Annotated in this window: 12 protein-coding genes and 1 tRNA gene; 3 read left to right on the forward strand and 10 right to left on the reverse strand. The window is 72.2% G+C overall.

Going from position 1 to position 15213, the window contains the following annotated elements:
- Positions 1-95: 95 nt before the first annotated feature.
- From cysM to O9K63_RS06100, 7 genes are all read right to left on the reverse strand, one after another.
- The gene (cysM, locus tag O9K63_RS06070) at positions 96-1010 is read right to left on the reverse strand and encodes a cysteine synthase CysM (RefSeq protein WP_277241486.1); all 915 of its coding nucleotides are present in this window, start codon (positions 1008-1010) and stop codon (positions 96-98) included.
- Positions 1011-1123: 113 nt separating this feature from the next.
- Positions 1124-1196: transfer RNA gene (locus O9K63_RS06075), tRNA-Asn, on the reverse strand.
- A 92-nt stretch (positions 1197-1288) separates the two neighbouring features.
- The gene (locus O9K63_RS06080; protein WP_277241487.1) at positions 1289-1960 is read right to left on the reverse strand and encodes an alpha/beta fold hydrolase; all 672 of its coding nucleotides are present in this window, start codon (positions 1958-1960) and stop codon (positions 1289-1291) included.
- A gap of 125 nt (positions 1961-2085) precedes the next feature.
- Positions 2086-3528 carry a helix-turn-helix transcriptional regulator gene (locus O9K63_RS06085; protein ID WP_277241489.1) on the reverse strand — a complete coding sequence of 481 codons (1443 nt, stop codon included), beginning with the start codon at positions 3526-3528 and terminating at the stop codon, positions 2086-2088.
- A 69-nt stretch (positions 3529-3597) separates the two neighbouring features.
- Positions 3598-4104, reverse strand: a complete 507-nt coding sequence (locus O9K63_RS06090) for a hypothetical protein (protein WP_277241491.1) — start codon at positions 4102-4104, stop codon at positions 3598-3600.
- Positions 4104-6026, reverse strand: coding sequence for a DNA primase (dnaG, locus tag O9K63_RS06095; RefSeq protein ID WP_277241493.1), 1923 nt, complete (start codon positions 6024-6026; stop codon positions 4104-4106). The genes O9K63_RS06090 and dnaG overlap by 1 nt, the downstream gene beginning before the upstream one ends.
- 95 nt (positions 6027-6121) lie before the next feature.
- Positions 6122-7360 carry a deoxyguanosinetriphosphate triphosphohydrolase gene (locus O9K63_RS06100; RefSeq protein ID WP_277241495.1) on the reverse strand — a complete coding sequence of 413 codons (1239 nt, stop codon included), beginning with the start codon at positions 7358-7360 and terminating at the stop codon, positions 6122-6124.
- Positions 7361-7492: 132 nt separating this feature from the next.
- Between O9K63_RS06100 and O9K63_RS06105 the strand changes: the two genes are divergently transcribed.
- Positions 7493-10867 (forward strand): pyruvate carboxylase, encoded by a 3375-nt coding sequence (locus tag O9K63_RS06105; RefSeq protein WP_277241497.1) that lies wholly within the window; start codon positions 7493-7495, stop codon positions 10865-10867.
- Positions 10868-10879: 12 nt separating this feature from the next.
- Here O9K63_RS06105 and O9K63_RS06110 read toward each other — a convergent pair whose 3' ends face one another.
- Both O9K63_RS06110 and dusB read right to left on the reverse strand, forming a co-directional pair.
- Positions 10880-11185 (reverse strand): antitoxin, encoded by a 306-nt coding sequence (locus O9K63_RS06110; RefSeq protein WP_277241499.1) that lies wholly within the window; start codon positions 11183-11185, stop codon positions 10880-10882.
- A gap of 97 nt (positions 11186-11282) precedes the next feature.
- Positions 11283-12530 carry a tRNA dihydrouridine synthase DusB gene (gene dusB, locus O9K63_RS06115; RefSeq protein WP_277241501.1) on the reverse strand — a complete coding sequence of 416 codons (1248 nt, stop codon included), beginning with the start codon at positions 12528-12530 and terminating at the stop codon, positions 11283-11285.
- A 129-nt stretch (positions 12531-12659) separates the two neighbouring features.
- On the opposite strand from dusB, the gene O9K63_RS06120 reads away from it, so the two are divergent.
- Both O9K63_RS06120 and O9K63_RS06125 read left to right on the forward strand, forming a co-directional pair.
- The gene (locus O9K63_RS06120; protein WP_277242276.1) at positions 12660-13628 is read left to right on the forward strand and encodes a cation diffusion facilitator family transporter; all 969 of its coding nucleotides are present in this window, start codon (positions 12660-12662) and stop codon (positions 13626-13628) included.
- Positions 13625-14455 (forward strand): sulfurtransferase, encoded by an 831-nt coding sequence (locus O9K63_RS06125; protein WP_277241503.1) that lies wholly within the window; start codon positions 13625-13627, stop codon positions 14453-14455. The genes O9K63_RS06120 and O9K63_RS06125 overlap by 4 nt, the downstream gene beginning before the upstream one ends.
- 9 nt (positions 14456-14464) lie before the next feature.
- Here the strand turns inward: O9K63_RS06125 and O9K63_RS06130 are convergent, their stop codons facing one another.
- The gene (locus O9K63_RS06130) at positions 14465-15211 is read right to left on the reverse strand and encodes an alpha/beta fold hydrolase (RefSeq protein ID WP_277241505.1); all 747 of its coding nucleotides are present in this window, start codon (positions 15209-15211) and stop codon (positions 14465-14467) included.
- Positions 15212-15213: the final 2 nt, after the last annotated feature.

Genomic DNA, 15213 nt, shown 5'->3' on the forward strand with positions numbered 1-15213 from the left:
TTATGACGGACTGGTGACCAAACTGTGAACTGACAGGATCGGCGCGGGCCGCCCTCCCCGGGGCGTCGGCCACGATCCGGCTCCGGCCTAGACCCTCAGGCGGGGAACACGCCGCTGGAGAGGTACCGGTCGCCACGGTCGCAGACCACGAAGACGATCGTCGCCCCCTCGACATCTTCGGCCACCTGCAGGGCGGACCAGCAAGCGCCGCCCGCGGAGACACCGCCGAAGATGCCCTCCTCGCGGGCCAGACGGCGGGCCGTCTCCTCGGCGTCGGTCTGGGCGACTTCCACGGTGCGGTCCACCGCCGAGGGATCGAAGATCTTCGGCACGTACTCCGGTGGCCAGGCGCGGATCCCGGGGATGCTCGCACCCTCCGCGGGCTGTGCCCCGACGATCTGGACACCGGCGTTGCGCGACCTCAGGAACCGCGAGACCCCGGTGATCGTGCCGGTGGTGCCCATCGCGGACACGAAGTGCGTGATTCGTCCGTCGGTCTGGCGCCACAGCTCCGGGCCCGTGCCGTTCTCGTGGGCACGCGGGTTGTCCGGGTTACCGAACTGATCCAGGACCCGGCCCCTCCCCTCCCGCTCCATCCGTGTCACGACGTCGCGGGCCTCTTCCATGCCGCCGTCCGCCGAGGTGAGAACCAGGTCGGCTCCGTACGCCTTCATCGTCTGGATCCGCTCGGTGGAGGCGCTCTCGGGCATCACGATGACGAGTGGGTAGCCGCTGATCGCCGCCGCCATCGCCAAGCCGATCCCGGTGTTGCCGGACGTGGCCTCCAGCAGGGTGTCGCCGGGGGAGATCTCCCCTCGCTCCTCGGCGCCCCGGATCATGGCGATCGCCGGCCGGTCCTTCACCGAGCCGGCCGGGTTGTTCCCCTCGAGCTTGGCCAGCAGCACGTTGCCACGACGTTCGTTCTCCGGCCCCGCAAGGCGCTGCAGACGCACCAGCGGGGTACCGCCGATCACGTCCTCCATCGTCAGGTACGGCCCAGGGTTGCTCATCCACCGGAGTCTACGGTCGAGGTGGCCGGGGACGGACAATGCGTGGTCGCTGCAGGCAGATACAGAAAACGCCCCTGACCTGCGTTTCCGCTGGTCAGGGGCCTTTCGCTGCGCTCCCCCGGTTGGACTCGAACCAACAACCCTCCGGTTAACAGCCGAATGCTCTGCCAATTGAGCTACAGGGGATCGCGCCGAAGCGCTGCGCCACCATAGCAAGAAGAGGTGGGGAGTCGAAAACCGGGGAGCTCCCCGCAGCGTCCCGGGCTCCGGGGCGTCGGTCAGGGCGTGCCCACGGGCTGACGCACCTCCTCGAAGAACCCGGTCAGCTCGTGCGTCAGGCGCTCGGGCGCCACCACCGGGGCGAAGTGACCGAGACCCTCGACGTGCCTCATCCGACCCCGCGGGACGCTCGACGCCAGGAGTGCCGCTGCCGTCGGGAACGCACGGTCGAGAAGGGTGCTCGACCCCGTCAGGAACAGCGTGGGCGCCGACACCCTCGCCAGTGCTTCGGGCGTCAGCGCCTCGAGCCGCTCCCCGGCTGCCATGTGCTGGAAGAAGCTCAGCAGCTCCGGGATGCCCACCGACCAGACCTCGCAGAAGTCGGTGTCCTCGATCACGGCCAGCTCCTCGTCGGTGCAGATCCCGATGAGGAAGGCGCGGACGGCATCAGCGGGTCTGCCACCGGCAGCCGCGATCGCGGCCTGCTCCACAGCGGCTCCGAGCCGAGCGAAGTCGTCGGTCACCTCGGGTGGGGCGCCGGCCAGGTCGACGCCTCCCTCCCACACGGCCACTGCGGTCACCGTGTCGAGCTTCTCGGCTGCGTCGAGGACCCACGGACCTCCTCCCGACCAACCGAGGAGACCGACGGGCTCGTCGATGCTCGCGACGAACGCGGTGATGTTCTTCGACACGGGTGATGTCGCTCGGTGGAGATCCTGTGTGGTGGCCATGGTGTCCTCCAGACACCGGCACCGTGGATCGGTGCGTCTCGTCCCATGGTCGGCCCGACCCGGGAGCCTGCGCGTCGGTCCGATTGACCATTGCCCGTCCCGGGCACTACGCGGTTGCGCCCATCTCAGCCGGTGGGGGTCGTCAACCCGTGGTCGTGGGCGTACCGCGCGGCCTGCGTGCGCGACGTGACCTCGATCTTGAGGAAGATGTTGGTCAGGTGCCGGGCGACCGTGCGGTGGCTGATGAACAGCACCTCACCGATCCGGCGGTTGGAGTGCCCCTCGGCCACGAGCCGCAGCACCTCGCACTCCCGTCCCGTCAGCCCGTCCGGGGCAAGGGTCGCCCGGGGTGCCCCGAGTCGCCCATAGCTCGCCTCGTCCAGGGCTCGCTCCGCGGCCGCGGAGTCGCCGTCCCCCAGCAGGTCGTATGCCTCGGCGAGGCTGGTGCGCAGACGAGCGCTCTCGTGGACGGCCCCGATCGCCTGCCACCGGCGTTGGCCATCACTGAGCGTGGCCAGTGCCTCCTCCGGGAGCGACCGGGCAAGGAGGACGGCACCCGATGCGCTCGTTGCCATCGCCTGCAGGCCCGAGGTGCCGAACCGCGACGCAGTCTCCTGCAGCTCACGGGCAGCGGCGCCGGCCTCCTCGATGCGACCGGCCGCAATGGCGGTCTCGACCGCGGCAAGGCACAACGGAGACCGCCACAGCCGGTCCTCTCCGGCGGCGGCCAGGGCTGAACGCACAGAGCGGGCTGCACCCTCCGCGTCCCCCTCGGCCAGACGCAGGAGGGCGCGTCCCGGTTGCGGGTTCCGGCCGCCGGCATGCGCGCGGTCGTACGCGTCCGACGCACCCGGGGCGCCGCGGAGACGACGAGCCTCCGCGATGACGTACCACGCCTCCGCGGCGTACCCGACCGGCACCGACTGAAGACGGGCGGCAGGCATCGCGGCGTGCTCGGCCTCCTCCCACGCACCATGGAGCAGGTGGAGCTGCGCTCGGTGGACGGCGCACACGGCATCGAAGCTCGGGCCCGGGCAGTGCCGCGACACCAGCCACGCCTCGGCCCGTCGCGTCCAGTGCCCCATCCGACCGAAGTCACCGACCTCGTGGCACGCTTCGAGCGTGAAGCACAAGAGGGTCCACTGGGTGAACGGCGCCCCCGGACCGTCCATGACGTCGACCATCGCCTCGTCGATGAGCGCCAATCCATCAGCCACCTGACCGACCCGCAGCAGCGCCCGCCCCTCACCGTGGAGTCCGAGGACCGTGACGTCCGGGTCGCCGATTCGCTCCCCCAGCTCCTGCATTCCGCGTGCAGCCGTCACCGCTGCCCCCGGTCGTCCGAGGGCCAGGTTCGTCTGTACCTGTGTCATCAGCTCCAGGTACCCGTGGGCCGCGCACTCGGGCAGGTCCTTCAGCAGGCGCCCGGCACGGCCGATCCACCCCATCGCCTCCGGCTCGTCTCCGACGGCGGCACGGAAGATGCCCATCATCACCGCCGACAGGGCAGCCTCCGCCGGCCGCGACTCCGCAAGGAACGCGGCGTAGGAGGCGGTCGTCCCGCTCATGGTCTCGTCCAGGTGTCCGAGCCAGAACTCGGCATCGGACAGGGTGATCGGGCGGCGAGGGGCGGTCTCCTACGGCTCCTGCCCGACCTGCTCCGCGAGGCGCGCAGCGACCTGCTCGGTCGTCGCGACGAGCTCCGGGTCGTCCGGATCGCAACCGCGCGCGACGATCGTCTGGGCGAGCACCGCATCGGTGCCGAGGTCCTTGCGCAGGACCACCCGGGCTCGGCGGGTCCGGTCCAGGCGCACGTGCTCGACGAGCAGCACCGAGGCGTTGACCCGCTCGTGGAAGGCGTCGGGGACACCGCCCGGTGCGGTGAGGTGCCACCGCCCGGAAGAGCTCCCGTCCACCCACGAGACCGTGAGCACGGACTCCTCCGGGTCCCACCGCCCACTGTCGACGAGGTGCCACGGCTTGCCCTCCGCAGCCCCTCCCGCGGGCGCGACGAGCCGACGCGAGGTGATCACGAGCGCCCCGTCGTCCGTGGCGGCCGTGGCGAGCACCCGCTCCCCCGCCTCGAGCACGAGCCCTGCGGGGACATCGACCGCCTTGTTCTTCAGGACCTTCAGCCAACCCATCAGAGGACCTCCTCGCGCAGCGCGGCTCGTTGGCGCTGCAGATCGTAGAGCGACTGGCCCAGGCGCCGGCGCTCGTCCGGGTCGGCATGCGGATCCGAGTCCAGCTGGCGCATGCGCGAGGTGGCTTCGAAGACCTGGCGGGCCAGAGCGGTGTCCCGCACGCGCACGAGCAGGGAGCGGGTGTATCCCTCCGGAGGCAGGCCGGTGGCCTGGTCGTGGACCACGGGAAGGGGTGCGACGGACAACTCCGCGACGAGGGAGGCGACGGCCAGTGGGGTCGCCTCGTCGATGCGCACGTGCCAGGCGCCGAGTGTCTCCCCCTGCTGCAGGGGACCGACCGTACGGACGGCGGTGAAGACCGCCCGGTGCGCCGGCGCTGCCAGTCCCTCCGGCTCGATCGCGTCGAGGTCGTCGGAGGTGAAGAGCGAGGGGTGCTGGAGCATCGCCTGGAGCAGCTGCCGCTCGGCCCGCACGACCGGATCACGCAGGTCGGGCCTGGGCATACCGCTCCCGGCCTCGGCCGTGGTGGGCTCCGGCGTCTCGGGGTTGGCGCGGGCCTCCCCCTTCGCCTCCTCCTTGGCCTGGATCCGACCGGCGCGGGCCACCTGGTCCCGCATCTGCTCGACCTCCACACCCACCCAGCCGGCGACCGTGCGCACGTACTCCGGGCGCAGCGAGGAGTCACGGATGCTGTTGATGATCGGCGCGACCGCGGCCATCCCGCGCACGCGCCCCTCGGCGGTGGACAGGTCGAAGCGCGCGAGCGTCGTGCGGACCGCGAACTCGAACATGGGCACGGCGTCGGCCACGAGCTCGCGCACCGCCGAGTCCCCCTCGCGCAGCCGCAGGTCGCACGGGTCCATGCCGTCCTTGGCGACGGCGACGAAGCTCTGGCTCGCCCAACGCTGGTCCTCTGCGTAGGCCTTCATCGCCGCCTTCTGCCCGGCGGCGTCACCGTCGAAGGTGAACACGACCCGAGCGGGCGCGAGGTCGGCCTCGTCGCGCATGATGCGACGCAGGACCTTGATGTGGTCGACCCCGAAGGCCGTGCCGCACGTGGCCACCGCGCCCTCGACACCGGACAGGTGCGCGGCCATCACATCGGTGTAGCCCTCGACGACGACGGCCAGCCGGTCCCTGGTGATCGACTTCTTCGCCAGGTCGAGGCCGTAGAGCACGCTCGACTTCTTGTAGATCGGTGTCTCGGTCGTGTTGAGGTACTTCGCGGCGATCCGGTCGTTGTCGTAGAGCCGCCGGGCACCGAAACCGACCGTCTCACCGGTGATGTCGCGGATCGGCCACACGAGGCGGCCCCGGAAGCGGTCGTAGAGTCCGCGCGACCCGCTCCCGCACAGGCCGCCGATCGTCAGCTCCTCGGCCGTGAAGCCCTTGCCGCGCAGGTGGCGGGCGAGCTCCTCACCTCCGCGGGGTGCGTACCCGATCCCGAAGAGCTTGGCCTCGGGGCTGGCGAAACCGCGCTCACGCAGGAAGTCCCGGCCGATCCGGGCCTCCGGGGACTCCAGCAACCGCTCGTGGTAGAACTCCGCGGCCGCGCGGTGGGCCTCCAGCAGGCGGGTGCGCTTGCCGAGCCCGACCCCGTCGCGGGGGCCACCCCCTTCCTCGTAGCGAAGCTCCATCCCCAGCTTGGCGGCGAGGCGCTCGACCGCCTCCGCGAAGGTGAGGTGGTCCAGCTTCTGCACGAAGGAGATGACGTCCCCGCCCTCGCCGCAGCCGAAGCAGTGGTAGACGCCGACGGCCTCGCGCACGGTGAAGCTCGGGGTCTTCTCGTCGTGGAAGGGGCACAGGCCCTTCATCGACCCGACGCCCGCCGGACGCAATGAGACGTGGTCGCGGACGATGTCGGTGATCGAGGAGCGCTCCTTGACGGCCTGCACGTCCTCGGCGCGGATCCGGCCGGCCACCATCCACCTCGTTCCCACACGTCGACTCGCTCGTGCCCCGAGTCTAGGTCCAGCAGTCGGGACCGGTCCGTCCGCCCGTCCACATCCCGCGCCCCTCAGCGGCAGTGAGCGGTGTGCAGCTCCAGTGCCCGCAGGTCGGTCAGGCCGGCGACCTGGTCGACGACCACCCGCAGCCGGGCGTCCTCGCCCTCGGCGCCCGCGAGGTCGTGCCGCAGGTCGGGGTCGAGTCGCTGCTCGGGGTCGTCCGCGAACCACTCGGCCAGGTCGGCCACGACCTGCCGCTGGTGGGCGTACTCCTCGTCCCGCTCCCCCGAGAACATGACGAAGTGCGCTGCGACCGCCTTGAGCACCGCGACCTCCGCCAGGGAGTCGTCCGGCACGACGAGGCGGGCCTCGTAACGGCCGAGGTCCCCCGGCCCGTGCACCGACCGGGTCGCCGTCTCCGCCGCGTGCACGAAGCGCCCGATGATCCGTGAGGTCATGTCCTTCAGCCCGGCGAGGGCCTGGCGGGAGCCGTCGTAGCACTCCGGGATGGCACCGGTCGCGAGCAGCCGCTCCAGCGCCTCCCCGACCGCGTCACGGCCCAGGTCGGCGGCGAAGTGGCTGACGGCGACGTCGAGCACGGCGTCGGTGTCGTGGGCGTCGCGCAGCTGCCGCAGGTCGAGCCGGCCCGAGGCGATCGCGTCCTCGACGTCGTGGACGCTGTAGGCCACGTCGTCTGACCAGTCCATGACGTCGGCCTCGAGGCAGCGCACGAAGCTGTCCGTCCCGGGGCCACCCGAACGCATCCACGTGAAGACGAGGAGGTCGTCCTCGTACACGCCGAACTTCGCGGTGGGAGCCGGGCCCATCCCCCGGCGCCACGGGTACTTGGTCACCGCGTCGAGGCTGGCCCGGGTGAGGTTGAGTCCGGCCGGCTGCCCGTCGGCGTGGACGCGCTTGGGCTCCAGGCGGGTGAGGATCCGCAGCGTCTGCGCATTGCCCTCGAAACCACCGATGTCGCCGGCGATCGAGTTGAGCGCGCTCTCCCCGTTGTGGCCGAAGGGGGGATGCCCCAGGTCGTGCGCCAGGCAGGCGACGTCCACGACGTCGGCGGCGCACCCGAGCGCCCCGCCGAACTCGCGGCCGATCTGCGCCACCTCGAGGCTGTGGGTCAGTCGGTTGCGCACGAAGTCGTCGCTGCCGGGGCCGAGCACCTGGGTCTTGGCCGAGAGGCGCCGCAGGGCGGCGGAGTGGATCAGGCGGCCGCGGTCGCGCGCGAAGTCGTCGCGGTCGGCACGCTTGTGCACTGGGTCCTCGGAGACCCACCGCTCACGGTCACTCTGGCTGCTCACGAGCGTGAGCCTACGGCGCCCGGATCGGGCCGGTCGTCGGTGATCATCTCCCTGTGCGGAACCGGCCCGCACGCGCACCCCTACCGCCAGTAGCCTCGCGGGTGACGACCGCCACACCCCGGAGGTATCCCCGTGTTCCGCAAGATCCTCGTCGCCAACCGAGGCGAGATCGCCATCCGCGCCTTCCGCGCCGCCACCGAGCTCGAGGCGACCACCGTCGCCGTCTACCCGACGGAGGACCGCACCTCCGAGCACCGGATGAAGGCCGACGAGGCGTACCTCATCGGCGAGGAGGGCCACCCCGTCCGCGCCTACCTCGACCACGAGGACATCGTGCGGGTCGCCCGTGAGGCCGAGGTCGACGCGATCTACCCCGGGTACGGCTTCCTCTCCGAGAACCCGCAGCTGGCCGAGGAGTGCGCCCGGCACGGCATCACCTTCATCGGTCCCCCGGCCAAGGTGCTCGAGCTGACCGGCAACAAGGCCCGTGCGATCGCCGCGGCGAAGGCGGCCGGGCTCCCGACCCTGGAGGGGGCCGAGGCGACGACCGACCTCGACGCGCTCGAGGCCGCCGCCGAGCGCATCGGCTTCCCCGTCTTCGTCAAGGCCGTGAGCGGGGGCGGTGGTCGGGGCATGCGACGGGTCGAGCGGCAGAAGGACCTGCGCGACGCCCTCGAGGCCGCCCAGCGCGAGGCCGACGCTGCCTTCGGGGACCCGACCCTCTACCTCGAGGAGGCCGTTGTCGACCCGCGGCACATCGAGGTGCAGGTCCTCGGCGACGCGACCGGCGAGGTCCTCCACTTCTACGAGCGCGACTGCTCGGTGCAGCGACGCCACCAGAAGGTCGTCGAGATCGCCCCGGCACCGAACCTGGACCCCGAGCTGCGCGAGCGGATGTGCGCCGACGCGGTCCGCTTCGCCAAGTCCATCGACTACGTCAACGCCGGCACCGTCGAGTTCCTCCTCGGCGAGGACGGACGGTACGTCTTCATCGAGATGAACCCGCGCATCCAGGTCGAGCACACCGTGACCGAGGAGGTCACCGAGCGCGACCTCGTCGTCGCCCAGATGCAGATCGCCGCCGGCGCGACCTTCGCCGACCTCGGGATGCGGCAGGAGGACATCCGCACCCGCGGTTTCGCGCTGCAGTGCCGGATCACGACCGAGGACCCCGCCAACGGCTTCCGACCCGACTCCGGGACGATCTCGGCCTACCGCTCGGCCGGCGGGTCCGGGGTGCGCCTGGACGGCGGCACGACCTTCGTCGGCGCGGAGATCAGCGCGCACTTCGACTCGATGCTCGTCAAGCTCACCTGCCGGGCAGCGACCTTCCCGCTCGCCGTCCGGCGGGCCCGCCGGGCGCTCGCGGAGTTCCGCGTCCGCGGCGTGGCGACGAACCTGCCCTTCCTCGAGGCCGTGCTCTCGGACCCGACCTTCCAGGCGGGTGAGGCCACGACGAGCTTCATCGACGAGCGTCCTCACCTGCTCGACGCCCCCAGCGGCAAGGACCGCGCCACCAAGCTGCTGACCTACCTCGCGGATGTCACCGTCAACCAGCCGAACGGCCCGCGCACGACCGACATCCGGCCACGGGAGAAGCTGCCCGCCCTCCCCGGGGGCGACCTGCCCGAGGGCAGCGCCGACCGCCTCCGCCGGCTGGGCCCCGCCGGCTTCGCCAGGGACCTGCGTGAACGCACGGACGTGCCGGTGACGGAGACGACCTTCCGCGACGCGCACCAGTCCCTGCTGGCGACCCGGGTGCGCACCCGTGACCTCGTCCAGGCCGCCGAGCACGTCTCCCGCCTGACCCCGCAGCTGCTCTCGGTCGAGGCGTGGGGCGGGGCCACCTACGACGTCGCCCTGCGGTTCCTGCAGGAGGACCCGTGGGACCGTCTGGACGCCCTGCACGAGGCGATGCCGAATGTCGCCCTCCAGATGCTCCTGCGCGGGCGCAACACCGTCGGCTACACCCCGTACCCGACGACCGTCACCGATGCCTTCGTCGCCGAGGCCGCCCGCAGCGGGCTGTCGATCTTCCGGATCTTCGACGCACTCAACGACGTCAGCCAGATGCGCCCGGCGGTCGAGTCCGTGCTGGCCACCGACACGGCCGTGGCCGAGGTCGCCCTGTGCTACACCGGCGACCTGCTCGACCCGAACGAGTCGATCTACACCCTCGACTACTACCTGCGCCTCGCCGAGCAGATCGTCGAGACCGGCGCCCACGTGCTGGCCATCAAGGACATGGCCGGTCTGCTGCGGGCGCCCGCAGCGGCGACGCTCGTGCGCGCCCTGCGGGAGCGCTTCGACCTGCCGGTGCACCTGCACACCCACGACACGGCCGGCGGACAGATCGGCACCCTGCTCGCGGCGATCAACGCCGGCGTGGATGCCGTCGACGCCGCCAGCGCGACCCTGGCGGGCACCACATCCCAGCCCTCGCTCTCGGCCCTCGTCGCCGCCACCGACGGCACGGACCGTCCCACGGGTCTGGACATCGCCGACGTCTTCGCCCTCGAGCCGTACTGGGAGGCGGTGCGCAAGCTGTACGCCCCCTTCGAGTCGGGGCTGAGCTCGCCGACCGGCCGCGTCTACCGGCACGAGATCCCGGGCGGTCAGCTGTCCAACCTGCGTACCCAGGCCAAGGCCCTCGGCCTCGGTGACCGCTTCGAGCAGATCGAGGACATGTACGCGGCGGCCAACGCGATGCTCGGCAACATCGTCAAGGTGACCCCGAGCAGCAAGGTCGTCGGCGACCTCGCGCTGGCCCTCGTCGGGGCGGACGCCGACCCGGCCGACTTCGAGGCCAACCCCTCCCGCTACGACATCCCCGACTCGGTCATCGGCTTCCTCGCCGGTGACCTCGGGGACCCGCCCGGCGGCTGGCCGGAGCCCTTCCGCAGCCGTGCCCTCGAGGGGCGCACCGTCCGTCCCCCGAGCGGTGACCTCACCGAGGAGGACGAGGCGGCCCTGCGGGAGGAGCCCCGCTCCGCGCTGAACCGCCTGCTCTTCCCCGGACCGACCGAGGACTTCGAGTCCGCCCGTGCCGAGTTCGGGGACACCTCCGTGATCAGCACGACCCCCTTCCTCCACGGCCTGGAGCAGGGCTCGGACTGCGAGGTGGAGATCGAGGCCGGCAAGGTGCTCAACTTCGGTCTGGCCTCGATCAGCGACCCGGACGAGCACGGGAAGCGCACGGTCATGGGCACGGTCAACGGACAGCTGCGCCCCGTGCAGGTGCGTGACCGGTCCGTCGAGGCCGAGGTCGTCGCCGCCGAGAAGGCCGACCCGGACGACGAGGGTCAGGTGGCCGCCCCCTTCGCCGGGGTGGTGACCCTCCAGGTCGAGGAGGGCGCCGAGGTCGCGGCCGGGGAGACGGTCGCGACGATCGAGGCGATGAAGATGGAGGCCTCGATCACGACCCAGCGGGCCGGCACCGTCGGCCGGCTGGCGATCGGTCCCCGCACGCAGGTCGAAGGGGGCGACCTCCTGGTCGTCGTGGAGTGACCCCCGGGTGGCTCAGCCGCGCCCGGGACCGCCCGGAGGGGGTCCCCCCGGAGGTGGGGGCGGCGGAGGAGTGGACCCGCCACCAGCAGGTCCTCCCCCAGCCGCCCCGCCCTGCTCACCGAGCTTGTCGACGCCGCTCTTGGCCGCGCCCTTGGCCTTGTCGATCTGACCCTCGAAGCGGCCCTTGGTGGCCTTGTTGGCCGCCTGTCCCGCCTTGTCGAGGCGCTGCCCGATCGCGTCACCGTGCTCCGAGGCGTACTTGCCGGCCTTGTCCTTGAGCTGTCCGCTCCTGCCGAGGAGCTGATCGAAGAATCCCATGGGTGCCCTCCAGATGAGTGCGGGTTCCGTCCGTCGACTCTAGTCCTCCGTGACCGGTCCCGGCAGGGTTCGTGCCGGGTTCGGGCCGGCGGTGGCCTCAGCCGCCGTCGACGACGGACTGCTCCGCCTGGGCGATCCGGGCCTGCTGGTCGGCGTCGAGCTCGCGGCTGGCGAGCCAGCCCTCCGGGAGGGCGACGACGCGGGAGGACCCGGCGCGACCGCGCTGGCCCTCGGCGGCCTCCCCCGGCCACGGGGTGTCCGGGTCGAGGGTCGCGATGAGGTCGTCGAGCGCCGCGAGGGAGTCGACGAGGGCGAGCCGGTTGCGCACCGTCGACCCGGCCGGGAAGCCCTTGAGGTACCAGGCGATGTGCTTGCGGATGTCGCGGCAAGCGCGCAGCTCGTCGCCGTCGTAGAACTCGGTGAGCAGCTCGGCGTGCCGGCGCAGCGTCGCGGACACCTCGCCGAGCGAGGGACGGATGCGCACCTGCGTGCCGTTGAGGGCGGCCGCGAGGTCGGCGAAGAGCCAGGGGCGGCCCAGGCAGCCACGTCCGACGACGACACCGTCGCAGCCGGTCTCCTCGACCATGCGCACCGCGTCCTCGGCCGACCAGATGTCGCCGTTGCCCAGGACCGGGACGCTCGTGATCGTCTCCTTCAGCAGGCGGATGTGCGACCAGTCGGCGGTGCCGGAGTAGGCCTGGCTGGCGGTGCGGGCGTGCAGCGCGACGGCGGCGACGCCCTCCTCGACCGCGGCGGTGGCGGCGTCGAGGTAGGTGTGGTGCTCCTCGTCGACGCCGACCCGCATCTTGATGGTGACGGGGACGTCCCCCTTCGCCCCCTCGGTGACGGCCGCGGAGACGATCGCGCGGAAGAGGTCGCGCTTCCACGGCAGCGCGGCTCCCCCACCCTTGCGGGTGACCTTCGGGACCGGGCAGCCGAAGTTGAGGTCGATGTGGTCGGCGCGGTCCTCGGCGACGAGCATCCGCACCGCCCGGGCGGTGGTCGCCGGGTCGACGCTGTAGAGCTGCACGCTGCGCGGCGTCTCGTCCTCGTCGTGCTCGATGAGGCGCATCGACTCCGGCTTGCGCTCGACGAGCGCCCGGGAGGTGACCATCTCGTTGACGTAGAGGCTGTTGGCCCCCGTGGCCCCGCTCGCGGCCAGGCCGGCGTCGCCCGCCTCGCGGCACAGCCGCCGGAAGGCCCGGTTGGTGATCCCGGCCATCGGGGCGAGGACGACGGGCGCGTCGATGACGTGCCGACCGATGCGAAGGGGAGGCAGCACCCGCTCGCCGGAGGCCGGGGCGGTGCTCTGGGTCGGGCTCGTGGACTGGGTCAGGGTGGTCATGGCGCCGCCCAGTGTCCCATCCGGACGCGGGGCAGGGACAATCATGGACATGAGCAGGGAGATGACGCAGGAGGCGCACCGGGATGCCGGCGAGCGCCTCGCCCTTCCCTCGGGGGTGACGGCGTGGAGATGACGGCCGCGACGGGAACCCGTTCGCACCTGGAGAAGTTCGCTTGGCTGTCCATCGCGGCGGCCCTGGCCACGATCGCACTGAAGACCGGCGCGTGGTGGATCACCGACTCGGTCGGTCTGCTCGCCGACGCGGCCGAGTCGATCGTCAACCTCGTCGCCGCCGTCGCCGCGCTGATCGCCCTGCGGGTCGCGGGCCGCGTCGCCGACGACGACCACCACTTCGGCCACTCGAAGGCCGAGTACTTCTCCGCGGCGATCGAGGGCGGGATGATCTTCGTCGCCGCCGCCTTCATCATCTGGCAGGCGATCAGTCGGCTGCTCGAGCCGCGGCCCATCGACCAGGTCGGCCTCGGTCTGGCGATCTCCGTGGTGGCATCGGTGATCAACGGCGCCGTGGCCTACCTGCTCATCAGGGCCGGCCGTCGGCACCGCTCGATCACCCTGCGCGCCGACGGCCAGCACCTGCTGACCGACGTGTGGACGTCCGTCGGCGTCCTCGTCGGCGTGGGGCTCGTCGTCGTCACCGGTCTCGAGGTGCTCGACCCGATCGTCGCCCTGCTCGTCGGCGCCAACATCCTGTGGACCGGGTGGCGGCTGCTCAACGAGTCGGGCACCGGTCTGATGGATGCCGCCCTCACCCCGCAGGAGAACGCCGACATCGCCGACACCATCGCCGCCCAGTGCACCGACGAGGTCACGGTCCACGGGCTGCGCACCCGCGTGGCCGGCCACGTCTCCTTCGCCGAGTTCCACGTGCTCGTCCCCGGCGCGTGGTCGGTCCGGCGGGCGCACGACGTCGTCGAGGACATCGAGGCGGTCATCGCGGAGGAGCACCCGGACCTGCGCGTGACCGTCCACATCGAGCCCAGCGAGGACCCGCGCTCGTACGACGACTTCGGCGGCTACGAGATCCCCATCGAGCCGTTGCCGGACACCGACGCCGCCACCCGCAAGGAGACCCCGTGAGTGCCCTCGTCGCCCCCTCGTCGCTGCTGGACGAGCTCGCCGACCACACCCGGCCCGGACCGCTCGTCCTCGACGTCCAGTTCACCCTCACCGGGGAGGGACCGGACCTCTACGCCGCGGGCCACCTCCCGGGAGCCCCCTTCGTCGACCTGGACGCCGTCCTCGCCGGCGAGCCGGGAGACGGGGGCCGTCACCCCCTTCCCGATCCCGGCGTGCTGCAGGCGGGACTGCGCGCCGCCGGCGTCGACGACGACGCGCGCGTCGTCGTCTACGACCAGGCGCCCTCCCTCGCCGCCGCCCGCGCCTGGTGGGTGCTGCGGTGGGCAGGGCTGGCCGACGTCCGCGTCCTCGACGGCGGTCTCGCCGCGTGGCGGGCCGCAGGCGGCGACGTGGTCACGGGAGCCGTCTGCCCCACCGAGGGGTCGGTGACGGTGCGGCCGGGGTCCGTGCCCGTCCTCGGGGCCGACGACGCGGCACGCCTCACGGGCACCGGTGTCCTCGTCGACGCCCGGACCCCCGAGCGGTACCGCGGGGAGACCGAGCCGATCGACCCGGTCGCCGGGCACGTCCCCGGCGCGGTCAACGTGCCCATGGGCGACCTCACGACCGACGAAGGGAGGCTGCGTTCCCCCGACGAGCTGCGGGCACGGTTCGCGGCCGAGGGCGTCGACGGGAGCGCCCCGGTCGGCAGCTACTGCGGGTCGGGAGTCACCGCCGCGCACACCGCCCTGGCGCTGCACGAGATCGGCCTCGAGGCCGCCGTCTACGTCGGCAGCTGGAGCCACTGGGTCACCGACCCCGGCCGCCCGGTCGCCACCGGCGCCTGAACGAAGGCCTCAGGCGGGCAACGTGTCGACGAAGGCCCGGATGGCCGTGGCGACCGGGTCGGCGTGGGTCATCGGCGCGAAGTGCGTGGCCCCGGGGACGCGCACGATCTCGATGTCGTGGCGCAGCGCCCGTGCCGTGCCCTCCCCGACCCGGAACTGGTCGAACTCGCCGTTGATCGCGAGCACCGGGACGTCGACCTCCGCGAGCGAGCGGAGGTCCACCCCGTCGATGACCGCGTCCCAAGCGTCGGGGATCGCATGGAGCCCGGGCCCTCGCTTCAGGACCTCCGCCGCGGTCCGGGACCCGATGATCCGTCGCAGCGAGGCCGCGTCGGTCTCCAGGAGGGACTCGGCCCGGCGCACGTCCTCCAGACCCGCCCGGAGGGCGCTGCCGAAGGCGCGGTAGATACCGGCCAGCCGTGACGAGGGCTGCGCGGTGGCTCCCATGAGAACGAGGCCGGCCAGCCTGCCGTGGTGGTGCGCCGCCCACTCCATCGCCACGTACCCGCCGAGGCTGTGCCCGCCGAGCACGATGCGGTGCCGACCCGGGTCGAGGGCCTCGACCGCCTCGCCCACCGCAGCGATGGCGCCCTCCATCGTGAAGGGGACGTGCTGCTGCAGACCGTGACCGGGCAGATCGATGTGGTCGCAGACGATCCGCCCGAGCAGGGCCTCCTCCAGTGGGATCCACGCGGCGGCGTTGAGTCGGCTGCCGTGGATCAGCAGCAGCCGGATCGGCGCCCCCGTGTCCGCCATGG

The sequence above is a fragment of the Janibacter cremeus genome (genome assembly GCF_029395675.1).
GTDB lineage: Bacteria > Actinomycetota > Actinomycetes > Actinomycetales > Dermatophilaceae > Janibacter > Janibacter cremeus_A.